A 24090-nucleotide genomic window follows, 5' to 3' on the forward strand; every position below is an offset into this window, starting at 1 on the left:
TCATCCCCGGCTTTTGCATCCATGGTCCTACAATGCACCGAGCGTTGCCTGTGCTTCAATGTAGACTCTAGGCAAAACGTGCCGGGCGCGGCACTTTTCAGGTGCCCACGCGTCGAACAGCCACTCTATTTGAACCTCTGAGGTATTACCGATGAAAGCCTGGATCTGCCTTCCTCTGATTGCCCTGGCCCTTGCCGGCTGTGCGGGCAAGACGGCTTACCGTGACAGCTGCGCGTCGCAGCTCGATGCCGCCTGGAAGGAGCTTGACCTGGCCAAGGCTGAAGGCTTTGCCGGTACTGTCAGCTATTCCAAGGCTTTGTCGCTTTTGACCGGGGCCAAGACCCAGCAGCAGTTCGAAGGCTTCGAAGGTTGCACCAATAAAGCCGAAAAGGCGCGTTTCTACATTCGTGAGTCGCGCGCCGGGCGCTGACCGAGGAGCGCTGTATGTCCAGCATGCTCGACCATGTGGTTGCCCAGGTAGTGGCCTTGCAGGTGCGCCTGCTGAGTTGTCGCGAGCGCCTTGCTGCCGATACCGACAGCGAGGCCTTGCACGATCTGCGCATAGGCCTGAGGCGTTTGCGCAGCCTGTTGCGACCGCTGAGGGGCTTGCCGGGGGTCGAGCAGTTGGAGGACGCTGCGAAAGCCCTTGGTACCTTGACCACGCCGCTACGTGACCGTGAGGTACTGGCGGCCGAGTTGATCAAGCGCGGCGTTGCCCAGGCGGGGCAGCGGCGTCTGCAAGGGCGGGCTGCCACCTTTGCCGGCGTGGCCACCAGCGCGCAGCTGAGCCGTGTACTTGCCATCCTCGATGCCTTCCCGCTGTTCCTGCGCGCAGCGGGCCGTGAAGGGTTGGCCAAGTCACTGCGCAAGCGTGTCGACAAACGCCTGGTCAAGCAATGGCGCAAGCTGCAGGAAGCCTTGCAAGACCCGGCCCACGACCGCCACCGCCTGCGCCTGTTGATCAAACGTGTGCGCTATGGCGACCAGGCCTATCCGCAACTCGATCATGCCGGCAAGCCGCTGCAGCGCATGCTAAAACAAGCCCAGGGCGATTTGGGTAACTGGCATGATCGCTTGCAATGGCTGTTGCAGGCTCAATCGCATGCGGATCTCGCGCCCTGCAAGGTCGATTGGGAGCAGGAGCTGGATGACGCCGAACGCCAGTCCGACGTGACACTGGATGCCTTGCAGGCAGCGCTGCAGCGGCGCAAGCCCGGCAAATGACCGATATGCGGGCTGTTCGACGCAAGGTTGCTCGCTAGTATTGGCTGACACCTTTCGCTGCTGCAGGAGCCGGCCCATGAACTTCAACCAACTGCTCGACGCCGTGCGAGCACACCCCGACGGCGTCAGTGTTCCCCCCAACTGGGCCCAAGGGCGTGCCGCATTCGGTGGCCTGATGGCCGCGATGGTGTATGAGGCCATGCGCCTGAAGCTCGCCGATAGCCGCCCGGTGCGTTCCCTGGCCATCAGTTTCGTCGCCCCCGCCGCTCCCGACGTGCCAACCCGTTTTGAAGTCGAAGTGCTGCGCGAGGGCAAAGCCGTCAGCACCCTGCTTGGTCGAGCGATTCAGGATGGCCAAGTGGTGACCTTGGTACAGGGCAATTTCGGCGCCGGGCGGGCATCGGTGGTGAATGTTCCTGCAGTGCCGGCCATGGAGATGAAGGCGCTTGAGGATGCCGCTCCTGAGCTTCCTTACATCAAAGGCGTCACACCTGAGTTCATGCGCCATGTTGCCCTGCGCTGGGCGGTTGGTGGGTTGCCGTTCAGTGGCAATCAGTCACGGCACATGGGCGGCTGGGTGCGCTTGCGGGATGTTGCCCAGGAGCAGGTCAACGAGGCCCACCTGTTAGCGCTGGTCGATGCCTGGCCGCCCAGCCTCATGCCTTACCTGAAGCAGCCCGCAGCAGGCAGTACGCTGACCTGGACCATCGAATTCATCCAGCCGGTAGCCAGGCTGTCGACGTTGGACTGGTGCCGCTACTGCGTCGAGACGGAACACGCCCGCGATGGTTACGGGCATGCCGCAGCTGCCCTGTGGACGGCTGAAGGTGAGTTGCTGGCATTGAGCCGGCAGACGGTCACAGTGTTCGCTTGAGATTCAACGCCGATGTTTGTGCCGTCCGCGCCAGGCGCGCCACCAGGCACCACTGAGCACAAAACGCGGGAAGGTGATGAATTGCTCGGTCAGCAGGCGCTGCACGGCGTCCTTGCGGTTGGCGAACGGTTCTGGCTGCTCGGCTTCCAGGCGGTGGCCCTGACGCTGCAGGCCCAGGCCGGCGATCAGGGAAATGATGCCGACAGCAATCTGGCCAAGGTCCAGGGCGAACAAGCCTGACAGCACCAGTAGAGCGCCAAGGATGAACAGCGGCACGGCAATCAGGTGCAGCACCAGGTTGGTCGGATGGCGGTGGTTGTGGTGATAGCCGCGCCATTGCCAGGCGGGCAAGTTGGGCAGTCGTTTGCTCATGGGCAGTTCCTCGCGGTCATGCCCAAAGCTTAGTGCGGCCCTGTGTTCACAGCCAATCGAGGCTGGCTATGGTGACTATAGTTTGAGCTGGCCGATGGCCTTGTTCAGCTCGCCGGCCAGGGTCGCCAGTTCGCTGCTGGTGGTGGCCGAATCGACAGTCTGCTGCACGGTTTCCTCCGTGACGTCACGGATGCTGACTACTGCCCGGTTCATTTCTTCCGCCACCTGGCTCTGCTGCTCGGCGGCGACGGCTATCTGGGTGTTGCTCTCGCGCATCTGCGCCACGGCGCCGGTAATTTCGGCGAGCGCTGCGCCGGCTTCCTTGGCCTGGCGCACGCAGTCGTCAGCTTTGTAAGAGCTTTCCTGCATGAACTCCACCGCATCGCGGGTACCGGCCTGCAGGTCGGCCACCATGCCGGTGATCTCGTCGGTGGAGGTTTGCACGCGTTTGGCCAGGCTGCGCACTTCATCGGCGACCACCGCAAAGCCACGGCCCATTTCGCCGGCGCGCGCTGCTTCGATGGCGGCATTGAGCGCCAGCAGGTTGGTCTGTTCGGCAATACTGTGGATGACGTTGACCACGCCATTGATCTTCTGGCTGTCCTCGGCCAGTTGGCGGATCATTTCGGCGGTCTGCTGCACACCGCTGGATAGCCCGGCAATCGAATCCTGCACCCGGTTGACCACATTCTTGCCGCTACCAGCGAGGGTGTCGGCGGTCTGCGACAGGTCGCGGGTGGCACCGGCATGCTGGGCGATATGGTGCACGGTGGCGGACATCTCGTTGATCGCCGTGGCTGCCTGGTCGGTCTCGCTTTGCTGGCCGAGCATGCCGTGGCGAACTTCGTTCATGCTCGTGGCCAGGCGCGCGGCGCCCGAATCGAGTTGCGCGGCTGTGCGTGCCACGGTGCTGACCACGCGGTGGTAGGTCGACTGCATGGCGTTGAACGCGCCTGCCATCTGGCCCACTTCGTCTCCGCAAGCCAGAGGCACGCGGGCCGACAGGTCACCGGTTTTTTCCACGTGCAGCATGACGTCCTTGAGGGTGTTGAGTTGGCTCAGCAGGAAGCGGATCAAAAGTTGCGAGGCGCAGAGCATGGCCAGCATCAGGATCAGCACACAAACCGCGTAGTTGGCAAAACGCTCGAAGAACACCTGGCGCACGCTCGGTGCCTGGGCCAGTACCGCCACCTGCTGGTCGCCATGGCGCAGTACCTGAGCACCCCGCAGCGGGTTGTTACCGAAGAGCCAGGCGGCCGGGAGTGCTACCCAGCCTTGTGCATTACGCAGTGCATCCAGGCTTTGGCCGGCAAAGGTCGGGGTTTGGCCGGGTTGCCAGGTGATCACGTTGGCCTGGCGGGGCAGGGCAAGCCCTTGCGGCCAGGCGGCCAGCAGCTGTGCCTGGGATTGCGCCTGGATCTGCACAGCCTCGGCGCGGGCTCGCTGCTCCAGGTGCACGGCATAAAGCACCAGCATCAAGGTGGTGACAAAGGCCACTGCGTTGACGGCCCAGAACTTGTACTTCAGGGAAATATTGCTAAGCCAGGCACCCATGGGTAGGTCTTCTCTGAGTTGAGCGGAAACATTATTGGCAAGGTGCCATCATTGTGCCCGCTCACGCCTGGGAGGTTTTGACGTGTATCAACAAACCGTTTATGCCCGATCAAGCTCAGGTCAGCTGGAAAAATGCCCGAGCCGTTGCAGTGGTGTGCGCCGCGGTATCTTCAACACGTTCACCTCGGTGCAACGCTACCTCCCGCAGCACCTCTGGCAGAAACGCCGGCTCGTTGCGCCCGCTCTTCGGTTTCGGTCGCAGACTGCGCGGCAGCAGATACGGGGCATCACTCTCCAGCATCAGGCGCCCTTGTGGGATATTGCCCACCAGCGGATGCAGGTGCGTGCCGCGGCGTTCGTCACAAATCCACCCGGTGATGCCGATGTGCAGGTCCATGTCCAGGTAGGCGAACAGTGCGTCGCGCTCGCCGGTGAAGCAATGCACCACGGCGGCTGGCAGGTGGTCGCGGTAGTCCTTCACAATCGCCAGCAAGCGCTCGCTGGCATCACGCTCATGCAGGAACACAGGCAGGCGCAACTCGGCGGCCAGCGCCAATTGAGCTTCCAAGGCTTTTTCCTGGAGTGGGCGAGGGGAGAAGTCGCGGTTGAAGTCCAGCCCGCATTCGCCTACGGCGCGCACACGCGCTTCATTCAGTAACTGGCGCAGTCGTTGGTCGCTGTTGGCGTCCCACGCTTTGGCGTCGTGCGGGTGTACGCCGGCTGTGGCGAACAGGTGCTCGCTTGCGGGGTCCAGCTGCTGGCACAGCTCTAGCGCCTGCTCGCTGACCGCGAGGCTGGTGCCGGTAAGGATCATCTGCACTACGCCGGCTTCGATGGCGCGCTCGACGATGGCGGCCTGCTGGTTGTGGAAACTGCTATTGGTCAGGTTGACGCCGATATCGATCAGTTGCATGGTGCTACCTCGTGCCGCGGGACGGCCAGCATAGCAAAAAGCGCGATTTCCGGGAAAAAGCCAAGAACTTCAGGCTTTTGCGATGGTCTTTTGCCGTCATTTATCACGAGTTGCTCGCACACATGGATGCTGCCCACCGACCTCGGATACGTCTTCGCATGCTGCGATACCTGCTCGCCCTGCTGCTGGCGCTCGGCCTGATGAGCGTCGGTCCCGCCTACGCGCGCCTGCCGGGGCCACAGCAGAACGTGCCGGTGAGCAAGGCCCGTGACCTTGAACAGATCCGCAGCAGCAAGGTGCTGCGGGTACTGGTCAACCAAAGTCGCAACAGTTCCGGTGAGGTCAAGGGCGAGCCCGTCGGCATCGAGTACTACCGCTTGCGTGCGCTTGAGCATTACCTCAACGCCCGGGCCGGCGACGGGCAACAGGTGCGGCTCAAACTCATCCCCAGAGCCAAAGAGCAACTACTCGGGGCCCTGCAGCGCGGTGAGGGCGACCTTGCCGCCCCGGGCGAATTGCTCGACCCGAGCCTGGTCGGTGGCGTGAACAGCAGTGCTCCGGTCCTGGACCAGGTGCCGTTGTGGCTGGTCGGGCGCAAGGGCGAGCGCAGTTTCACCCGCGTCGAGCAGTTGTCCGGGCGCACCGTGGCGTTGACCAGTGCCAGTGCCGCCGGCGCGCTGATCCAGCAGATCAACCAGCACCTGGCGCTGCGCAAGCGCCCGCCCGTCAAGATCGAGTGGGTCGATTCGACCCTGGCGGTGGAGGACGTGCTGGAGATGGTCCAGGCCGGCATCTATCACCTGACCGTGGTGGAGCGGCCGATCGCGCTGCGCTGGGCCCGGGTAATGCCACGCCTGCGCCTGGATAGCCGACTGCAACTGGGCCCGCCGCAAGCCATGCGCTGGTATGTGCGCCGAGATGCGACGCTGCTGCAGGCCACGGTCGATCGTTTTCTGCAGGGCTACCGCGCGCCGGAGAACCAGGACGCTGCCTTCGAGCGCATCTACCGGCGCCAGTACCGCGTGCACAACCCGCTTGCGCGCAAGGACCGTCAGCGCCTGGCTTCTGTGCGCGCGGTGCTGCAGAAACATGGCCAGGCGCAACAGATCGACTGGCTGAACCTTGCTGCGTTGGCCTTCAAGGAGTCGACCCTCAACCCGGCGGCGCGCGGCAGTGGCGGGGCGCATGGCCTGATGCAGATCACTCCTGCAGCTGCCCAACGGGTCGGGGTCAGCAATACCGCAACGGTGGATGGCAATGTCCAGGCCAGCGCCCGTTACCTGGCGTTGATCCGCCGCAAGTTCTTTGCCAGCCCGAAGATCAACGAGCGTGAGCGCATGGCCTTTGTGCTGGCCGCCTACAACCTTGGGCCCGAGCGGGTCCAGGCCATGCGTGTCGAGGCTCGCAAGCGTGGCCTCAATGGCAATCAATGGTTCTTTCAGACTGAACGGGTCGCGATGGAGCAGGTGGGCATGGGGCCGGTGAACTTCGTCAACAGCGTGAACAAGTACTTCCTGGCGTTCAACCGTGAGCGTGCGGTGCTGGAGCGGAGGGGGAATCGCTGATAAATCGATTTATTTGATTGGTATGCTGGGTTTTTTGCGATTTATATATCTCTCATGTCGATTATTATGGCGCCCATCCCAACACAACATCCCAGCTTTCAAGGAAGTCACCCAATGAACAACGCAATCATTAAACTGCTCTCCACCCACGCTGGCCTGGGCCTGAGCGTGGTTCGCATCCTGGTCGGCATCATCTTCATGGCGCACGGTGCGCAGAAACTCTTCGGCCTGTTCGGCGGCTACGGGTTGGAGGGCACCGGCCAGTGGATGGAGAGCATCGGCCTGGCCCCCGGCTACCTGATGGCCCTGCTGTCCGGCAGCGCCGAGTTCTTCGGCGGCCTGGCCCTGGTGATCGGCCTGCTGGCTCGCCCGGCGGCGCTGGCACTGAGCGTAACCCTGGTGGTGGCAATTTTCTCGGTACACATCGGTAACGGCCTGTTCATGTCCAACAATGGCTATGAGTTCGCCCTGGCGTTGCTGGCGGGTACCGTCGCGGTACTGATCGAAGGCGCTGGTCGCTTCTCCGTAGACCGATTGATCGCCCGCTGACAGCTCATGCTGCAGGCCTCAAGTTGATGACTTTCAGCTTGGGGCTTGCAGCTTGCCGCGTGTAGCTCTAGCATACCGCCTGCGCCGATTTAAACAGCTACTTGCGGGGCGCAGGAAAACCCAGCCCCGGGTCATCCGAAATACCGCTAAAGCGCTGGTTCGGTGACGCCTCCCACCGCTGCCCAGCGGGATTTGCGAGGCGGAGAAACACTCCATGAGTTGCCCACGTACCAGTGTCTGCTTGAGCCCACTGCCTGCCAGCCAGGCCACCCGCACACCGCGCATTCTGCTCGGTGGCCAGCATCAGCCTACTCTTTTGCGTCATCTCGAAGGCTTGTCCCGTCGCAAAGGCCAGGCCCGCGCCTTCCTCATCCAGTTTGCCGAAACCGCGTGCCGGCTGGAGCAGTTTGGCAACGACCGCTTCGATCTGGCGGTGATCCAGGCACCTGCCGCGCAGGATGCTGCCGAAGTGATCGGCCACCTCACCCGCATCGCACGCCAGGGCCTGATTACCCGACGCTGAGGAACCCGCTGTTGAGTACCAATATCATCACGACAGAAGGCCATGAAGCTCTGAAGAAAGAGCTGGACCATCTGTGGCGGGTGTATCGCCCGGAAATCACCCAGAAGGTGGCTTGGGCTGCCTCGCTGGGGGATCGCAGCGAGAATGCCGACTACCAGTACAACAAGAAGTTGCTGCGTGAGATCGACCGTCGGGTCCGATACCTGCGCAAGCGCCTCGAAGACGTCAAGGTGGTTGCCTATTCGCCGCAGCAGGAGGGCAAGGTCTTCTTCGGTGCCTGGGTGGAGATCGAAAACGATGACGGCGAAGCCCTGAAGTTTCGCATCGTCGGGTACGACGAGATCTATGGACGCAATGACTATATCTCGATCGATTCGCCCATGGCGCGGGCCCTGCTCAAGAAAGAGGAGGGTGATGAGGTGCTGGTGCATACACCTACTGGCGAAGCGACCTGGTATGTAAGCAGCATAAGTTACGAGCAGTAAGCGTTCAGCTGCAAGCCGAGGCGTATCTGCTCATGCTTGCAGCTTGCAGCTTAAGGCTATCCCTCCCGCAGCACCGCCAACGGGCTGGCATTAAGCGCCCGCCGAGTCCCCAACACACCAGCCCCTCCTACCAGTAGCGCGCCCGCTAGCGGCAGTATCAGCAGCCACGGATGCGGGCCCCACTGCAGGTCGAACGCATAGCGGTAAAGCACCAGGGTAATCAACTCACAGCCTAGCGCTGCCAGGGCGCCACTGGCCGCACCCAGCAGCCCGAACTCGATACGCCGCGCTTTCACCAGCAACGGTCGAGCAGCGCCAAGCGCGCGCAGCAATGCGCCTTGGCGAATGCGTTCATCCAGCGTTGCCTGCAAACCTGCGAACAGCACGGCCAACCCCGCTGCCAGGACGAACAGCAATACATATTCCACCGCCAGGGTAACCTGGGCGAGGATGCTGCGCAGCTGCTCCAGCAAGGCATCGACTTGCAGGATGGTCACCGCCGGGAACGCCCGCGACAGGGCCACCACATCCAGGTCATGACCCGGCGCGAGGTAGAAGCTGGTCAGGTAGGTGGTCGGCAGCCCCTGCAGGGTGCCGGGCTGGAAAATCATGTAGAAGTTCGGCTGGAAGCTGTCCCAGTGCACGCTGCGCAAGCTGCTCACTCGCGCCTGGCGTTGTTCGCCGCCAATGTCGAAGGTCAGCAGGTCGCCCAGTTGCACCTTCAGGCTGGCGGCAAGTTCCGCCTCGACCGAAACGCCGGGGATTTCATCACCAGCCGGTAGCGCCCGCCACCAGTTGCCGGCGGTCAAGGCATTGCCTGCGGGCAGGTCGGCGGCCCAAGTCAAGCTGAGGTCGCGCTGAACGGCGCGCTCGCCGGCGGAATCCTTGCTGACGATCTGTTGCACGGGTTGCTCGTTGATCTGGATCAGCCGGCCAGGCGTCACCGGGTACAGCGGTGCGGAGGCTGCGTTCACCTCGTGCAGGCGCTGGGCAAAAGGCTCACGGTCGTCGGGCAGGATGTTCAGGGCGAAATGGTTGGGTGCGTCCTTGGGCAGTTGTGCCTGCCAGGTGTCGAGCAGCTCGGCGCGCAGCAAAGCGACCAGGGCCATGGCCAGCAGGATCAGGCCAAACGCCAGTGCCTGGCCCGCGGCAGCCATGGGGTGGCGCAGCAACTGGCCCAAGCCCAGGCGCCAGGGCAGCGGGGCGCCTGCCAGCAGTTGCCGCAGGCTACGTAGCCCAAGCAGCAGCAGGCCGCCCAGTGCCAGCGCGGCAAGCAACCCGCCGCCTAGCAGGGCGAAGGTCAGCAGCAGGTCGAGGCTCAGGCGCCACATGATCAGGCCCAGGGCGAACAGGGCGGCGCCGTAGACCAGCCAGCTGCTGGGTGGCACGGGCAGCAGGTCGCGGCGCAGTACACGCAGTGGCGGCACCGTGCCCAGGGCGGCGAGCGGGGGCAGGGCGAAACCGGCCAGTGCGACCAGCCCGGTGGCGATGCCGGCCAATGCCGGGAGGATGCCGCCAGGCGGCACCACGCTCGGCAGCAGGCCGTGCAACAGGCGGAACAGGCCCAGTTGCGCCAGCCAGCCGAGCAAGGCACCGACCAGCGCGGCCAGCAGGCCGAGCATGGCCAGTTGCAGGCAGTACAGGCCCAGCGCTTGGTGGCGGGACAGCCCCAGGCAGCGCAACAGTGCGCTGGCGTCCAGGCGCCGCGCCGCATAGCGGCTGGCCGACAGTGCCACGGCGACGCCTGCCAGCAGCACCGCTACCAGGCTGGCCATGTTCAGGTAGCGTTCGGCCTTGCCCAGGGCACCCCCGATCTGCCGGTTGCCATCGCGGGTGTCGAGCAGGCGCTGGTTCGCCGCCAGGTTCTTCTCCAGCCCCTGGCGGTACTGCGCCAGGGCCTGCGCATCGCCGCGCCACAGCTCACGGTAGCTGACCCGGCTGCCGGGCTGAATGACCCCTGTGGCCTCCAGGTCGGCGAGGTTCATCATCACCCGCGGGGTGAGGCTATAAAAGTTGTTGGCACGGTCCGGTTCGTAGGTCAGTACGCGGCTCATGCGCAGGGTCTTCATGCCGACATCGATGCTGTCGCCGATGCTCAGGCCAAGGGCAGCCAGCAGGCGCGGTTCGACCCAGACCTCGCCCGGCGGCGGGCCGCCACCGGGTGTTTCCATGGCATACGGCGCCGGTGCACTGCGTACCTGGCCACGCAGGGGGTAGGCGCCATCGGCGGCCTTGATGCTCGACAGCTGGATGCCGGCATCACCACCGACCACGCTGGTGAACTCCACCACCCGGGCGTGGCGCAGCCCCAGGGCGGAGCCGGCGTCGACCTGTTCCTGACGCGCCGGCGCACTGCCTTGCAATACCAGGTCGGCGCCAAGGAACTCGCTGGCGCGCAACTGCATGGCGCCATTGAGGCGGGCGCCGAAATAGCCGATGGCGGTGCTGGCGGCAACAGCGACCAGCAGGGCGAAGAACAGCACGCGCACTTCGCTGGCGCGGATGTCGCGCAACAACTGGCGCAGCGCCAGGCCGCACAGGCGGGAAAGCGGCATGTGCTTCATCAGGCCTCCACCGGCGCCACCAGGCGGCCTGCTTCCAGTCGTATCAGGCGCCTGCAGCGGCTGGCCAGGCGCTCGTCATGGGTGACCAGAACCAGGGTGGTGCCGCGCTCCTTGTTCAGGTCGAACAGCAGGTCGCTGATGCGCTCGCCGGTATGGCTGTCGAGGTTGCCGGTAGGTTCGTCAGCGAACAGCACCGCCGGTTGGGCGGCGAAGGCGCGGGCGATCGCCACCCGTTGCTGCTCGCCACCGGACAGCTGGCGTGGCGTGTGGGTCAGGCGCTTGCCCAGACCGACCCGTTCAAGCAAGGTGCGGGCTTGTTCGCGAGCATCGCGACGGCCGTCCAGCTCCAGTGGCAACATGACGTTTTCCAGTGCATTGAGGCTGTCGAGCAGCTGGAACGACTGGAACACAAAGCCGACATGTTCGGCGCGCACCCTGGCGCGTTGGTCTTCGTCCAGTGGGCCCAGGTCGTGTCCGGCGAGTATCACCTTGCCGGCGCTGGGGCGGTCCAGGCCGGCCAGCAGCCCGAGCAGGGTGGATTTGCCCGAGCCCGAGGCGCCGACGATGGCCAGGCTGTCGCCTTGGGCGAGGTCCAGGGACAGTGCGTGCAGGATGGTCAGATCACCTTCCGCACTGGGGACCACTTTGCTAAGGTTCTGCGCAACGAGAATGCTGGGGCCCATGGAGAATCCAATGCGAGTGTGGTGGTTGAGTGCCGGTCTGGCCCTGTATTGCCTGGCCCAGAGCGCGGCGGCGGGAACGTTGCTGGTTGTCGGCGATAGTATCAGCGCCGGTTTTGGCCTGGATACCCGCCAGGGGTGGGTCTCTTTGTTGCAGACCCGGCTCAGGGACGAAGGTTTCGATGATCGGGTGGTCAATGCGTCGATCAGCGGCGACACCAGTGCAGGGGGCCAGGCGCGGCTGCCGGCGCTGCTTGCAGCGCACAAGCCCAGCCTGGTGGTGCTGGAATTGGGCGGCAACGACGGGCTGCGCGGACAGCCTCCAGAGCAATTGCAACAAAATCTTGCCTCGATGATCGAGCGGTCACGCGAGTCCGGGGCCAAAGTGGTGCTGTTGGGCATGCGCCTGCCGCCCAATTACGGGGTGCGCTACACCACGGCGTTCGCCAAGGTTTATGAGCAGTTGGCAGCGCAGAAACAGGTGGCACTGGTGCCGTTTTTCCTCGAGGGCGTAGGGGGTGTGCCGGAGATGATGCAGGCCGATGGCATCCATCCGGCGCAGGGTGCCCAGCAGCGGTTGCTGGAAAATGCCTGGCCGGCGATAAAACCCTTGCTGTGACGCTTTAAACGGGGCCGGCTTTCGGCTAATGTTGCGCCCCCCGTTTCGAGAGCCCCCAATGCCGCGCCCTGCCTGGTCCTTGTATGCCTACCAACTGATCGAGCCCGATGAGCAGCTCGATCTGTTCGCCTGCCAGGAAATCCGCGTCCACCTTGTCGCCCGCCAGCTCGAACTGGGTGTGCCGGTCGACCGAACCCTTTGTGGGGGCTTGCTGCCTGCACAGCCACGGTGGTCCGGCGTGCCGCGTTCGATCTATCGTGACGGCCGCCTGTGCGACCTCTGCCGGGCGATTCTCGACGCCCAGCGCCGCGGCATGCGTCCGGTATGGCCACAGCTTTGACACGGCCCTGGGCCTGAAACTCCGAGCGCCTTTCATCATCTGAAACGCATGGAAACCGCCAGTGGCTCCCGCTTGGCACGGTGCGGGTGTACAATCGATTCTCTTGACCCACCTTTCGAAGGATTTACCGGATGTTGCCGCGCTTTCCCGCCGTCACCCGCTGCCTGACCCTGGCCGGCCTGCTGGCAGCAGGCCCCGCCGTTGCACTGGAGCTGCCGCTGCCGCCTCCGGGAGAAGACGTCGTTGGCCAGGTACAGGTGATCAAGGCCAAGTATGAGGACACCTTTGCCGACATCGGCACTGCCAACGACCTCGGCTACCTGGAGATGATCGCCGCCAACCCGGGTGTCGACCCATGGCTGCCGGGCGCCGGTACCGAGATCATCCTGCCGACCCGCTACGTGCTTCCGCCGGGGCCCCGCGAGGGCGTTGTCATCAACCTTGCTGAATACCGGTTGTACTACTTCCCGAAAGGGCAGAGCGTGGTGTACACCTTCCCGCTGGGGATCGGTCGTGAAGGCTGGGGTTCCCCCATCGCCAACACCAAGATCATTGCCAAAACCCCAAACCCGACCTGGACGCCACCGGCTTCGATCCGTGCTGAGCACGCCGCCGACGGTGACATCCTGCCAACCGTGGTGCCGGCCGGGCCAGACAACCCGCTGGGGCCTTACAAGTTCACCCTGGGCGTGCCGGGTTATCTGATTCACGGTTCGAACAAGAAGTTCGGCATTGGCATGCGCACCAGCCATGGTTGCTTCCGCATGTTCAACAATAATGTGCTGGAGCTGTCGAAGATGGTCCCGGTCGGTACGCCGGTGCGCATCATCAACGAGCCGTACAAGTTCGGAATCAGTGGTGGCAAGGTATACCTCGAGGCGCACACACCGCTGGACGATCACGGCGACCCTTCGGTGGTCGACAAGCACACTGCTGTCATCAACGCACTGCTCAAGCGCGAAGACCTGGCCAACAATGTGCGCATGAACTGGGACATGGTCCGCGACGTGGTCGCTGCCGAAGATGGCATGCCGGTGGAAATTGCCGTGCCCGTCGATAACCAGGGTGCAGCTCCCATGGTGTCGAGCATTCCGCCAGAACTGCAGTAAGCCCTTGAGCGATAGGGCTGAAGCCTGCCCAGGTCAAACGCCTGGGCAGGCTTTTTCATTTGTGCTGTTTGCTTTTGTAGCGGCAATAAAAAAGCCGACCCCACAAGTGGGTCGGCTTCTTAACAATCCGTGAGGACTATTACTTGCGGCTGGCTTTGTCCAGCATACGCAGAGCGCGCTCATTGGCTTCGTCAGCGGTCTGCTGAGCCTTCTGAGCGGCTGCCATTGCATCGTCAGCCTTACGGTAGGCTTCGTCAGCACGGGCCTGAGCGCGAGCTGCTGCGTCTTCAGTCGCAGTCAGACGAGCTTCGGTTTCTTTGGATACGCTGCTGCAACCGGTAGCCAGAACTGCGGCCAGAGCCAGAGCAGAGAATTTCAGAACGTTGTTCATCGTGTTCCCCTTCAAGGACTTTCTATTAAATAGCCATCTCTCAGGAAAGAGAAACTGGCCGGCGTACATAGTACCCATTACTTGTAGTAAGTAAACTGACTCAGCGCAAGAACGGTAAAAAAAATGTTGCCCAAGGGTGCTTGACGAGATTTTCAGGCTTTTTGTGAGCACGCTGTGCAGGCGGCGCAAGCGATTGTTGTATGGGAACTTTTTTGTTGAACTAACGGTGACTTTAAGGGTCGTTGTACGTCTAAAGCCCAAGAGTGTCCGGCTGAGTTTGCAGGTCAGTTCGTACAGGGGTTCGAGCTCATTGCCGTGACTTTTAACCGATGCCACCTTGAGCAATCCGGGGTGTCGCGCCTACTATTTGATGGCCCGGTCCGGCAGAACCATTGCAATCGGCCTGCGGTCCAAGGGGCAAGAGGTGGCATAGGCGCTGCACGCATTGGTTCCTCTGCCGGATACATCACCATCGATTAAGGTAAAGGTCTGCCCAAAAGGCCTGCGAGGAGTAGTGATGAGTGAAGCGCTGACCATCCACCATGACCAGGCCGGTCATCAGTTCGAGACCAACGTGGACGGTCATCGTGCCTACCTGACGTACATGGATCTGGGCAAGCAGACGCTGGATATCTATCGCACTTTCGTCCCCAACGCCTTGCGCGGCCGCGGCATCGCTGCAGCACTGACCGAAAGGGCCTTGGAGTATGCGGACCAGATGGGCTACACGGTGATTCCTTCCTGCTCGTACGTCGAACGCTACATGGAGCGCAAGCAGCGTCATTCGAGTAAAGCCTGAACCTGCTGACTGCACATGCGAAAACGCCGGGCTAAGCCCGGCGTTTCATTTTGTGGCCACGTTCAGCCGCGCTTGCGCTTGGGCAGTACATCCTTGAGCTTGGCGTGCATGCTGCGCAGGGTGTTCTCTGTGGCAGACCAGTCGATGCAGGCGTCGGTGACCGATACGCCGTACTGCAGATCTTCCAGGTTCTTCGGGATCGACTGGGCGCCCCAGTTCAGGTGGCTTTCGACCATCAAGCCAATGATCGACTGGTTGCCTTCGAGGATCTGGTTGGCGACGTTCTCCATGACCAGCGGCTGCAAGGCCGGGTCCTTGTTGGAGTTGGCGTGGCTGCAGTCGACCATGATGTTGGCCTTGATCTTTGCCTTGGCCAGGTCCTGTTCGCACAGGGCGACACTTACCGAATCGTAGTTCGGCTTGCCGTTGCCGCCACGCAGCACTACGTGGCCGTAGGGGTTGCCCTTGGTAGTGACGATGGATACGCCGCCTTCCTGGTTGATGCCCAGGAAACGGTGCGGCTTGGATACCGACTGAAGGGCGTTGATGGCCACGGTCAGGCCGCCATCGGTGCCGTTCTTGAAGCCGACCGCCGAGGACAGGCCCGAGGCCATTTCACGGTGGGTCTGGGATTCGGTGGTGCGCGCGCCAATGGCCGACCAACTGATCAGGTCTTGCAGGTACTGCGGCGAGATCGGGTCGAGCGCTTCGGTGGCGGTTGGCAAGCCCATTTCGGCCAGGTCCAACAGCAGTTGGCGGCCGATGTGCAGGCCGTCCTGGATCTTGAACGAGTCATCCAGATAAGGGTCGTTGATCAGGCCTTTCCAGCCGACCGTGGTGCGCGGCTTCTCGAAGTAAACACGCATTACCAGATACAGCGTGTCGGAAACTTCCTCAGCCAGCACCTTGAGGCGCTCAGCGTATTCGTGAGCGGCCTTGATATCGTGGATCGAGCACGGGCCGACCACTACGAACAGGCGATGGTCTTTCCCGTCGAGGATATTGCGCACCACTTCGCGGCCGGCAGTAACGGTCTGCAAGGCTTTGGCGCTGAGGGGGATTTCCTTCTTGAGCTGATCGGGAGTGATCAAGGTCTCGTTGGAGGCAACGTTAAGGTCGTCGATCGGTAAATCAGCCATCGTGTTACTCGTCAGGTCACGGTGCCGGCCGCCAGCAATCCCCGTGCGGCCCAGCAGCAAGAATGTTCGCAGCGGGGAGCCGAACCTTAGCGCGTTACTGGGGGCGCGACAATGGGCTGCAGTGCGCCTGTGCAGGGTTTTTCCCTGGTGCAACAGGCTTGTCCTGCTATTTGGGTGCGCAAAATGCCTCAACAGGTGTAGAAAAGCACACCGACATTTATCAGGAGATCAGCATGGACCCTCGCAAACCACGCATTGGCATTATTGGCAGTGGTGCCATCGGCGGCTTTTATGGCCTGATGCTGGCGCGGGCCGGGTTTGACGTGCATTTTTTGCTGCGCAGTGAATTTGCGCAGGTTCGGGAGCATGGCCTGAGGCTGGAAAGCGCCGTGCACGGCGACTGGCGCATGCCGGTGCAGGCTTATGCCAGCGCTGCCGACATGCCGCCGTGCGATTGGTTGCTGGTGGGTGCAAAGGCGACCAGCAATGGCGAATTGGCGGCGCTGATTGCGCAGGCATCGGCACCCGATGCCAAGGTGGTGCTGCTGCAGAACGGGTTGGGTGTCGAGGAGCAGTTGCGGCCAGCGTTGCCCGGCAATCTGCACCTGCTCGGTGGCTTGTGCTTTATCTGTGTCAACCGGGTGAGCCCTGGTGTGATACGCCATCAGGCGCTGGGTGCGGTCAACCTGGGCTATCACAGCGGGCCCGCCAGCGACGGGGGGCTGAGCATCGTAGAGGAGGGCGCCAGGCTGTTCCGCGCCGCGGGTATCGACTCCCAAGCCATGGACGACCTCGGTCAGGCTCGCTGGCAGAAGCTAGTGTGGAATGTCCCCTACAACGGCCTTTCGGTGTTGCTTGGTGCCAGTACCTTACCGCTGATGGCAGATGCCGACAGCCGTGAGCTGGTTCGGGCGTTGATGGCTGAGGTGGTCCAGGCGGCCGCCGCCTGTGGTCACGAGTTGCCTGCCGGTTATGCCGAGCACTTGTTCCGGGTCACCGAGCAGATGCCCGACTACTGGCCGAGCATGTACCACGATCACGTCCAGCAGCGACCGCTGGAGCTTCAGGCTATCTATGCCGAGCCTCTGGCCCGGGCGCGCGCTGCGGGGTGCAGCGTGCCGCGCATGCAGATGCTCTACCAGGCACTGGCCTTCGTCGATCGCGCCAATCGCGCCGGCTGAAACCTCTACAGCCCGCATTGGCAGTGCGCCGGGCGGCCGAGCGAGCGCCCGGCGCGCTGCTAAGCTGAAGCTTGCTCTGCCGCCACGGCAGTCGAGGAGGTCGAATGATCCGCTCCATGCTGTACGCCACCGACCTCGGTGTCTACGCCCCTTTTGTCATGCAGCATGCCTTGGCCCTGGCCCGCACGTTCGGCGCGGAACTGTATGTGATTCATGCCGTAGAACCCATGGGGCAGTTCGCCGAATCCCTCCTGCAAAGCTACCTCGATGAGCAGACGCTCGATGCGTTGCATAGCGAGGGCGTCAATACGGTGATGGCCAACATCGAGCAGCGTGTGCTGGAGAACTTTCGCGAGGAGCTGGGTGAGGACGCGGACCTGGCGGTGATCAAGGCGGTCCGGGTGCGCCAGGGTGATCCGGCGCAGGTCATCCTGGAGCAGGCGCAACGTTTGAGCGTGGACTTGCTGATTTTCGGCAGCCACAGCGCCGGTGCTGGGGTAGATGTGCCGATTGGCCGAACGGCTGTGCGCTTGCTGCAGTTGTCTGCGGTGCCGGTGTACATGGTGCCGCTTTCGCAGCATCTCGGCCGTAGGAAAACGTGAAGCTGATGGTGGGCAGTTTCGGAGCGGCATGTAACAAAATAGTTCTAGTTTTATTTCGAGAACCACTAATATAGTTATATCCCGTCGCTGCCTGCTGCCGCTGACTTACCGCTGATTCGAGGGAAACCTATGAAGCTTCAACAACTGCGCTACATCTGGGAAGTGGCGCACCACGACCTCAACGTCTCCGCGACGGCGCAGAGTCTGTACACCTCTCAGCCGGGGATCAGCAAACAAATCCGCCTGCTCGAGGATGAACTGGGTGTTGAAGTCTTTGCCCGCAGCGGCAAGCATCTGACCCGTGTCACTCCGGCAGGTGAGCGCATCATCAACACCGCTGGTGAAATCCTGCGCAAGGTCGAAAGCATCAAGCAGATCGCCCAGGAATTCTCCAACGAGAAGAAGGGTACGCTGTCCATCGCTACCACCCATACCCAGGCTCGCTATGCGCTGCCGCCGATCATCAGTAGCTTCATCAAGCAGTACCCGGAAGTCGCCCTGCATATGCATCAGGGTTCACCCATGCAGATTGCCGAGATGGCTGCGGACGGTACCGTCGACTTTGCCATTGCCACCGAGGCGCTGGAGCTGTTCGGCGACCTGATCATGATGCCGTGCTACAAGTGGAACCGCTGCGTGGTGGTGCCGCAGGGTCACCCGCTGGCCAAATTGCCGAAGCTGACGCTGGAAGCTGTAGCCGAATACCCGATCGTCACCTATGTATTCGGGTTCACTGGCCGCTCCAAGCTGGATGAGGCCTTCAATCACCGCGGCCTGACGCCGAAGGTGGTGTTCACTGCTGCTGACGCCGACGTGATCAAGACTTACGTGCGCTTGGGGCTGGGCGTGGGCATCGTGGCCAAGATGGCGGTGGACAGCAAGCTGGACAGCGACCTGGTGGCGCTTGATGCCAGTGAGCTGTTCGAGGCCAGCATCACCAAGATCGGCTTCCGCCGCGGCACCTTCCTGCGCGGCTTCATGTGCGACTTCATTGAGAAATTTGCGCCGCACCTTACGCGTGAAGTGATGGCCAAGGCGATCCAGTGCCACAACAAGCAGGAACTCGAAGAGCTGTTTGCCGGTGTCGAGTTGCCGGTGCACTGAAAAAGCAGCTTCAAGCTGCAAGCTTCGAGAAAGAGCAGCCCGTGGGGGCTGCTCTTTCTTCTTGGGGCTTGCAGCTTATAGCTTGAGGCTTGCAGCTGCCTTCAGGCCTTGCTGATCAGGTTGCCGGCGTGCAGCCCGCATTCCTTCTGGGTCGACTCTTCCCACCACCAGCGGCCTTCACGTTCGTGCTGGTTCGGCAGTACCGGGCGGGTGCAGGGCTCGCAACCAATGCTGATGAAACCGCGTTCGTGGAGGCTGTTGTACGGTAGCTCGAGCATCCGGATGTAGCCCCAGACTTCCGCGCTGGTCATCTGCGCCAGCGGGTTGAATTTGTACAGGGTGCGTTCCGCTGTGGAGAACGCGCTGTCGATTTCCAGTGCTGCCACCTGGCTGCGGGTGCCTGGGCTCTGGTCGCGGCGCTGGCCGGTGGCCCAGGCGCTGACAGTGGCGAGCTTGCGCCGCAGTGGCTCGATCTTGCGGATGCCACAGCACTCGCCATGGCCGTCCTTGTAGAAACTGAACAGGCCCTTTTCCTGAACGAACGGGTCGAGTTTGGCGCGGTCCGGGCTGAGGATCTCGATCGGCAGGCTGTACTGCTCACGCACCTGGTCGATGAACCGGTAAGTCTCAGGGTGCAGGCGGCCGGTGTCGAGGCTGAACACCTTGACCTGCTTGTTCAGCTTCCAGGCCATGTCGACCAGCACCACGTCCTCGGCACCGCTGAAAGAAATCCACAGGTCGTCGCCGAAGTGCTCGAAGGCGAGCTTGAGAATGTCCTGCGGGGATTTGCTGGCGTAGGTCGCGGCCAGGGCGGCGACGTCGAAGGGTTGGCTCATCAGGCGGTTTCCATCTTGGCTGTGGCGCTGTGCGCTCGTAATGAGGTGATGGTAACAAAAAATGGCAGGCTAGACGCTGTGCCTGCACCGGCCCTGGGCCGGTGCAGGCAAACGCTGGGTCACAGGCTTTGCAAGGTCTCCATCAATACCCGTACCTTGGCGATCGATTCTTCGTATTCCGATTGCCAGTCGGAGTCCGCCACCACCGCGCCGCCGCCCCAGCAGCTGACCTGCCCATCCTTGACCAGCAGGCTGCGAATGGCGATGGAACTGTCCATTTCACCGCGCACATCCACGTACAGCAAGGACCCGCAATACAGCGCGCGGCGGCTGGGCTCCAGCTCGTCGATGATCTGCATGGCGCGAATCTTGGGGGCGCCGGTGATCGAACCGCCTGGGAAGCTGTCGCCGATCAGGTCCAGGGCGTCCTTGTCGGTGGCCAGTTGCCCGGTGACGCTGCTGACCAGATGGTGCACGTTGGGGTAACTTTCCAGGCTGAACAGCTCTGGCACCTTCACCGAACCGACCTGGCAAGTGCGGCCCAGGTCGTTACGCAGCAGGTCCACGATCATCAGGTTTTCCGAGCGGTCCTTGGGGCTGTGGCGCAGCGCCTCGGCATTGCGGGCGTCTTCTGCCGGGTCGGCAGAGCGCGGGCGGGTGCCCTTGATCGGGCGGGTCTCCACTTGCCCCTGGCTGACGCGGATGAAGCGTTCTGGAGAAAAACTCAACAGTGCGCTGCCGTCGGCCAGTTGCTGGTAACCAGAGAACGGCGTCGGGCAGGCCTTGCGCAAGGCCTGGTAGGCGCGCCAGGGGTCGCCCTGGCAAGGTGCGCGGAAGCGTTGGGTCAGGTTGATCTGGTAGCAATCGCCGGCCTGAATGTAGCGCTGTACCTGATCGAATGCTGCCTCGTATTGCCCTGGCTGCAAATCACCCGTCATGGCGGCGAGCAGGCGGAAATCGCCGCTTGCAGCGTTGTCGGTGTCTTCAAACAAGGCGATGAGGCGCTCGCGCTCGTCATCAGCCAGCTGGGGGTGGAACACCAGTTGGCTGGTGCCATGCTGGTGGTCGGTCACCAGCGCCCAGCCATACAACCCAAGCTGGGCGTCGGGCAGGCCGAGGTCATCCGTGGCGAGGCAGGGCAGGTGCTCCAGGCGTCGGCCGAAGTCGTAGCTGAGGTAGCCGATCAGGCCGCCGGCAAATGGCAGCTCGACACCACCTGGCAACCGCGCAGGGCCCAGTTGTTTCAGGCTGGCGCGCAGCCGTTGCAGGAAGGCCCGGCCATCTTCGTCGGGCAGCACCTGCAAGTGTTGCAGCGGCCAGGCGCTGAGCAGGTCGAAGCGGCCGCGCTCGGCGCCTGGGCGGGCGCTGTCGAGCAGGATCGCCCCGGGCGCCTGGCGCAGGCGGGCGAAGTACGCGGCGGGGTCGGGCTGATAGGGCAGGGGGTAGAGCGTACAGGTCGGCATCAGTGTGGACGGCGATGTAAAAGCGAGGAGGGCGATTGTAGACCTGCGCAGGAAATGCGCCTAGCGCCAGTGTGACTTTCAGGCAGTGGGTTGAAGCCATCGCCGGCTTGCCGGCGATGGGGGCAGAGCTATCAGCCCGGATGCACGTGCCCGAACAGGCTTTGCGCGACCCGGACACGCTGTTCGGCATCCTCGGTCACGCCGTCCTTGGCCAGCGCCTCGATGTGCGCCTCGATGGCATGGGTGCGTTGGGTCAGCCCGGTGTCGTTGGCGATCTGGATGTTCAGGCCAGGGCGGGCATTGAGTTCGAGAATCAACGGCCCCTTGTCCTGGTCCAGCACCATGTCCACACCGATGTAGCCCAGGCCGCACAGCTCATAGCAGCCGGCTGCCAGCTTCATGAAGCCGTCCCAGTTCGGCAGCTGTACGCCATCCACCGCATTGGTGGTGTCCGGGTGCTTGCTGATGATGTTGTTCAGCCAGGTACCGCGCAGGGTCACTCCGGTGGCCAGGTCCACACCTACGCCGATGGCGCCCTGGTGCAGGTTGGCCTTGCCGCCGGACTGGCGGGTCGGCAGGCGCAGCATGGCCATTACCGGGTAGCCCATCAGCACGATGATGCGGATGTCCGGCACACCTTCGTAACTGATGCTCTTGAAGATCTGGTCGGGGGTTACCCGGTACTCGATCAGCGCGCGGTCGCGGTGCCCGCCGAGTGAGTACAGGCCGGTCAGGATGCTGGAGACCTGATGCTCGATCTCTTCATGGCTGATGATCTTGCCGGAAACGGTGCGGTAGCGGTCCTCGAAGCGGTCGGCAATCACCAGGATGCCGTCACCGCCGGCCCCCTGGGCCGGCTTGATGACGAAGTCGTTGCGCCCGCCGATGATCTCGTGAAGCTTGTCGATCTGCTTCTCGGTCTCGATGATGCCGTACATTTCAGGCACGTGAATGCCCGCTGCCAGCGCACGCTCCTTGGTGATGATCTTGTCGTCGACGATCGGGTACAGGTTGCGCTTGTTGTACTTGAGCACATAGTCGGCATTGCGCCGGTTGATACCCATGATGCCCCGGGCCTCCAGGGCTTTCCACGTCTTGATCAGGCCAAACATCAGGCGTCAGCCTTCTTCAGGAATGCCTTGAAGCGCACCAGCTCGGTCAGGCGGTAGCCGCGGTAGCGACCCATCGCCAGCATGAAGCCCACCAGGATCAGCAGTACCGCCGGGAAGGTGAAGACGAAGTACACCAGCTCCGGCACCATCATCAGCAGGTGGGCAAGCGACGCTGCGAACAGGGTGCCGATCGCCACTTTCATGGCATGGCCGCCGCCACGTTCTTCCCAGGTGATCGACAGGCGCTCGATGGTCATGGTCAGGATCACCATCGGGAACAGCGCTACCGACAGGCCGCGTTCCAGCCCCAGCTTGTGGCTGAACAGGCTGATGGCGGCAATCAATACCACGACGAAGGTCAGTACCACCGAGAGGCGCGGCAGCATCTGCAGCTTGAGGTGCTCCAGGTAGGAGCGCAGCGACAGGCCCAATGCGGTGATCACGGTGAACAGCACGATGCCGAAGCCCAGCTGGGTCTCGCGGAACGCCAGGGCGATCAGTACCGGTGTGAACGTGCCCAGGGTCTGGATGCCGATCAGGTTGCGCAGGACCAGGATCACCAGCACGCCGATCGGGATCATCACCATGATCATGAAGGTCTGCTGGGTCTGCAGCGGCAGGCCGTACAGCGAGTACTCGAGGAAGTCGGCGTCGGTGTTCTCGTCGGTCAGCTTGGCCAGGCGGATGGCGTTCATCTCGCTGTTGTTCATGCTGAAAGTGACGTTGGCTTTCTTGCCGCCATCGACGGTGACCAGGTTGTCATCACCGGTCCACCACAGCAGGCGGTCGCTGGGCAGGCCCTGCTCACCGGTGTCCGGGTTGAAGTACAGCCAGTCGCTGCCGTTGAAGCTGCGCAGCCAGAGCTCGGGGGACTGCGGCGTATCGGCCACCAGGCGGATGGTATGGACCTTTTCCATCGGTACATGCGCGATCGACAGCAGCAGGTCGATGACCTGGGCCTTCTTCATGGGCGAGGTATCGCCGGCCAGCAGCAGCTTGACGTTGTCGTCGTTGAGGTTGTTCACCCGCTTGATGGTTTCGCTGACGAAGGTCTCGACGTCGGCCGAGTGCTGGCGGATCGGCGCCATCAGGGCTTCGGCGGCGATCTTCTCGGGGCCTTCTACGGCAAGGCTGTCACGGAAGGTCGGGCCTTTGATGGCGGCCTTTTCGCTGCTGTAGCGCTTGGTCAGCACCAGGCGGTAGTAGAGGGTCTGGTTGCCGCTGGCGCGGCGGGCCGACCAGGTTACCTTGCGGTTGCCATCGGCGCGGTTGACGCTGACCCCGTAGTTGTTGGAGATGAAGCTCTCGTTGAGGCTGACATAGTCGCGGTTCAGCGGCGGTACGAACATTTGTACCTTGACCGGGTCCTTGCTGCTGGCGACGAACTCGACCTTGGCGTCGATGTTCCAAAGGTCGTCGGTTTCGTCTTCGGTCACCGGGATGCCGAGGAAGAAGATCTGATAGGCCGTGACCGCCACGCCCAACAGCACCAGTACGGTGATCAGGACTTTCAGATGGAGGGTAAGAGAGCGCATCGGGATTACTCTGCTTTGGGAGCGTCGGTGGCACAGGCAGGTTTGCCGGCCGCGTATTTAAGGCTTGGGTCGACCAGCGCGTCGAAGTGCTTGAGCGCCTCGGAACCGATCAGCAGCGGGAACTGGAACGCGCTGCGGTCGGTGAGGTTGACTTCGATGGTGCGCAGGGCCTGGCCCATGCAGATTTCGAGTTCGATGACCGGGCGGGCGGTATAGGCCTTGCCCGATTCGGCATCATAGTCGCCTGCGCGGCGCTTGATCTTGCTGACCCGCGCCAACGGGCGTTCGATGGGGTGCGAATGGGCGGCATCTATCGCCAGGTAGAAACGCACCCAGCTCTCGCCGTCGCGCTTGAAGCGCTTGATGTCGCGGGCACTCAGGGATGCGGTCTTGGCGCCGGTGTCGAGTTTGGCGGCCACTTCCAGGTCGAGGTCCCCGAGGCGGGCGTATTCGTTAAGACCGTACACGGTCTTGCCCGCCGCCTGGCCAAGGGCCGGCAGCAGGGTGAGGCATGACAGCAATAAAACGGGTGTAAGTCTCATAGTCCTGGCGCGGTG

Annotated in this window: 26 protein-coding genes; 14 read left to right on the forward strand and 12 right to left on the reverse strand. The window is 62.8% G+C overall.

Annotated features, from left to right (window positions below):
- The first annotated feature begins 151 nt into the window (after positions 1-151).
- From ACMGF5_RS17385 to ACMGF5_RS17395, 3 genes are all read left to right on the forward strand, one after another.
- Positions 152-430 (forward strand): hypothetical protein, encoded by a 279-nt coding sequence (locus ACMGF5_RS17385; RefSeq protein WP_012313650.1) that lies wholly within the window; start codon positions 152-154, stop codon positions 428-430.
- 14 nt (positions 431-444) lie between these two features.
- On the forward strand, positions 445-1224 hold the full coding sequence (locus ACMGF5_RS17390; protein ID WP_414157002.1) for a CHAD domain-containing protein: 780 nt from the start codon (positions 445-447) through the stop codon (positions 1222-1224).
- Between the two features lie 76 nt (positions 1225-1300).
- A complete protein-coding gene (locus ACMGF5_RS17395; protein ID WP_046787934.1) occupies positions 1301-2098 on the forward strand; it encodes an acyl-CoA thioesterase in 798 nt (265 codons plus the stop codon).
- 3 nt (positions 2099-2101) lie between these two features.
- On the opposite strand, the gene ACMGF5_RS17400 is transcribed toward ACMGF5_RS17395, so the two are convergent.
- The 3 genes from ACMGF5_RS17400 to ACMGF5_RS17410 all read right to left on the reverse strand — a co-directional run bounded on the left by ACMGF5_RS17400 (position 2102) and on the right by ACMGF5_RS17410 (position 4937).
- Positions 2102-2470 carry an Mpo1-like protein gene (locus ACMGF5_RS17400; protein ID WP_125923210.1) on the reverse strand — a complete coding sequence of 123 codons (369 nt, stop codon included), beginning with the start codon at positions 2468-2470 and terminating at the stop codon, positions 2102-2104.
- 75 nt (positions 2471-2545) lie between these two features.
- Entirely contained in the window at positions 2546-4024 is a 1479-nt protein-coding gene (locus tag ACMGF5_RS17405) for a methyl-accepting chemotaxis protein (RefSeq protein WP_196997773.1), read from the reverse strand.
- A 115-nt stretch (positions 4025-4139) separates the two neighbouring features.
- Positions 4140-4937, reverse strand: a complete 798-nt coding sequence (locus tag ACMGF5_RS17410; RefSeq protein WP_281868536.1) for a TatD family hydrolase — start codon at positions 4935-4937, stop codon at positions 4140-4142.
- Positions 4938-5095: 158 nt separating this feature from the next.
- Here ACMGF5_RS17410 and ACMGF5_RS17415 point away from each other — a divergent pair, with 158 nt between their 5' ends.
- From ACMGF5_RS17415 to greB, 4 genes are all read left to right on the forward strand, one after another.
- Positions 5096-6502 (forward strand): transglycosylase SLT domain-containing protein, encoded by a 1407-nt coding sequence (locus tag ACMGF5_RS17415; protein WP_115275364.1) that lies wholly within the window; start codon positions 5096-5098, stop codon positions 6500-6502.
- Between the two features lie 114 nt (positions 6503-6616).
- Positions 6617-7051, forward strand: a complete 435-nt coding sequence (locus ACMGF5_RS17420; protein ID WP_046787939.1) for a DoxX family protein — start codon at positions 6617-6619, stop codon at positions 7049-7051.
- Positions 7052-7265: 214 nt separating this feature from the next.
- A complete protein-coding gene (locus ACMGF5_RS17425; protein ID WP_046787940.1) occupies positions 7266-7574 on the forward strand; it encodes a hypothetical protein in 309 nt (102 codons plus the stop codon).
- 11 nt (positions 7575-7585) lie between these two features.
- On the forward strand, positions 7586-8059 hold the full coding sequence (greB, locus tag ACMGF5_RS17430; RefSeq protein WP_115275363.1) for a transcription elongation factor GreB: 474 nt from the start codon (positions 7586-7588) through the stop codon (positions 8057-8059).
- A 56-nt stretch (positions 8060-8115) separates the two neighbouring features.
- On the opposite strand, the gene ACMGF5_RS17435 is transcribed toward greB, so the two are convergent.
- Both ACMGF5_RS17435 and ACMGF5_RS17440 read right to left on the reverse strand, forming a co-directional pair.
- On the reverse strand, positions 8116-10623 hold the full coding sequence (locus ACMGF5_RS17435) for an FtsX-like permease family protein (RefSeq protein WP_119688609.1): 2508 nt from the start codon (positions 10621-10623) through the stop codon (positions 8116-8118).
- On the reverse strand, positions 10623-11306 hold the full coding sequence (locus ACMGF5_RS17440) for an ABC transporter ATP-binding protein (RefSeq protein WP_012313661.1): 684 nt from the start codon (positions 11304-11306) through the stop codon (positions 10623-10625). Before ACMGF5_RS17440 ends, ACMGF5_RS17435 begins: the two co-directional genes overlap by 1 nt.
- Positions 11307-11316: 10 nt before the next feature.
- Between ACMGF5_RS17440 and ACMGF5_RS17445 the strand changes: the two genes are divergently transcribed.
- The 3 genes from ACMGF5_RS17445 to ACMGF5_RS17455 all read left to right on the forward strand — a co-directional run bounded on the left by ACMGF5_RS17445 (position 11317) and on the right by ACMGF5_RS17455 (position 13371).
- Positions 11317-11922, forward strand: a complete 606-nt coding sequence (locus ACMGF5_RS17445; protein WP_046787322.1) for an arylesterase — start codon at positions 11317-11319, stop codon at positions 11920-11922.
- 58 nt (positions 11923-11980) lie between these two features.
- Complete coding sequence (locus ACMGF5_RS17450; protein WP_039601335.1) at positions 11981-12262, forward strand: hypothetical protein; 282 nt, start codon at positions 11981-11983, stop codon at positions 12260-12262.
- A 131-nt stretch (positions 12263-12393) separates the two neighbouring features.
- On the forward strand, positions 12394-13371 hold the full coding sequence (locus ACMGF5_RS17455) for a L,D-transpeptidase family protein (RefSeq protein WP_046787321.1): 978 nt from the start codon (positions 12394-12396) through the stop codon (positions 13369-13371).
- Between the two features lie 139 nt (positions 13372-13510).
- Here ACMGF5_RS17455 and ACMGF5_RS17460 read toward each other — a convergent pair whose 3' ends face one another.
- A complete protein-coding gene (locus ACMGF5_RS17460) occupies positions 13511-13762 on the reverse strand; it encodes an Lpp/OprI family alanine-zipper lipoprotein (protein ID WP_003250288.1) in 252 nt (83 codons plus the stop codon).
- Between the two features lie 517 nt (positions 13763-14279).
- Between ACMGF5_RS17460 and ACMGF5_RS17465 the strand changes: the two genes are divergently transcribed.
- Positions 14280-14561, forward strand: coding sequence for a GNAT family N-acetyltransferase (locus ACMGF5_RS17465; protein ID WP_046787320.1), 282 nt, complete (start codon positions 14280-14282; stop codon positions 14559-14561).
- 62 nt (positions 14562-14623) lie between these two features.
- Here ACMGF5_RS17465 and ACMGF5_RS17470 read toward each other — a convergent pair whose 3' ends face one another.
- On the reverse strand, positions 14624-15700 hold the full coding sequence (locus ACMGF5_RS17470; RefSeq protein ID WP_046787319.1) for a 3-deoxy-7-phosphoheptulonate synthase: 1077 nt from the start codon (positions 15698-15700) through the stop codon (positions 14624-14626).
- 233 nt (positions 15701-15933) lie between these two features.
- On the opposite strand from ACMGF5_RS17470, the gene ACMGF5_RS17475 reads away from it, so the two are divergent.
- The 3 genes from ACMGF5_RS17475 (at position 15934) to cysB (ending at position 18587) form a co-directional block, all read left to right on the forward strand.
- Positions 15934-16881 carry a putative 2-dehydropantoate 2-reductase gene (locus ACMGF5_RS17475; RefSeq protein WP_237859941.1) on the forward strand — a complete coding sequence of 316 codons (948 nt, stop codon included), beginning with the start codon at positions 15934-15936 and terminating at the stop codon, positions 16879-16881.
- A gap of 104 nt (positions 16882-16985) precedes the next feature.
- Positions 16986-17483 carry a universal stress protein gene (locus ACMGF5_RS17480; protein WP_012313668.1) on the forward strand — a complete coding sequence of 166 codons (498 nt, stop codon included), beginning with the start codon at positions 16986-16988 and terminating at the stop codon, positions 17481-17483.
- Between the two features lie 129 nt (positions 17484-17612).
- Positions 17613-18587: an HTH-type transcriptional regulator CysB gene (cysB, locus tag ACMGF5_RS17485; RefSeq protein ID WP_119688611.1), complete on the forward strand. Its 975-nt coding sequence runs from the start codon at positions 17613-17615 to the stop codon at positions 18585-18587.
- 101 nt (positions 18588-18688) lie between these two features.
- On the opposite strand, the gene ACMGF5_RS17490 is transcribed toward cysB, so the two are convergent.
- The 5 genes from ACMGF5_RS17490 to ACMGF5_RS17510 form a co-directional block, all read right to left on the reverse strand.
- Positions 18689-19423, reverse strand: coding sequence for a phosphoadenylyl-sulfate reductase (locus ACMGF5_RS17490; protein WP_046787316.1), 735 nt, complete (start codon positions 19421-19423; stop codon positions 18689-18691).
- 119 nt (positions 19424-19542) lie between these two features.
- On the reverse strand, positions 19543-20886 hold the full coding sequence (gene pabB / locus ACMGF5_RS17495; RefSeq protein WP_414157003.1) for an aminodeoxychorismate synthase component I: 1344 nt from the start codon (positions 20884-20886) through the stop codon (positions 19543-19545).
- A gap of 131 nt (positions 20887-21017) precedes the next feature.
- Positions 21018-21998, reverse strand: coding sequence for an alpha-L-glutamate ligase-like protein (locus ACMGF5_RS17500; protein WP_115275358.1), 981 nt, complete (start codon positions 21996-21998; stop codon positions 21018-21020).
- A complete protein-coding gene (locus ACMGF5_RS17505; protein ID WP_012313673.1) occupies positions 21998-23533 on the reverse strand; it encodes an inactive transglutaminase family protein in 1536 nt (511 codons plus the stop codon). Before ACMGF5_RS17505 ends, ACMGF5_RS17500 begins: the two co-directional genes overlap by 1 nt.
- Before the next feature lie 5 nt (positions 23534-23538).
- Positions 23539-24075 carry an ATP-dependent zinc protease gene (locus ACMGF5_RS17510; protein ID WP_046787313.1) on the reverse strand — a complete coding sequence of 179 codons (537 nt, stop codon included), beginning with the start codon at positions 24073-24075 and terminating at the stop codon, positions 23539-23541.
- Between the last annotated feature and the right edge of the window lie 15 nt (positions 24076-24090).

Origin of the sequence: Pseudomonas sp. BNK-15, assembly GCF_047456105.1 — a bacterium.
Classification (GTDB): domain Bacteria; phylum Pseudomonadota; class Gammaproteobacteria; order Pseudomonadales; family Pseudomonadaceae; genus Aquipseudomonas; species Aquipseudomonas putida_E.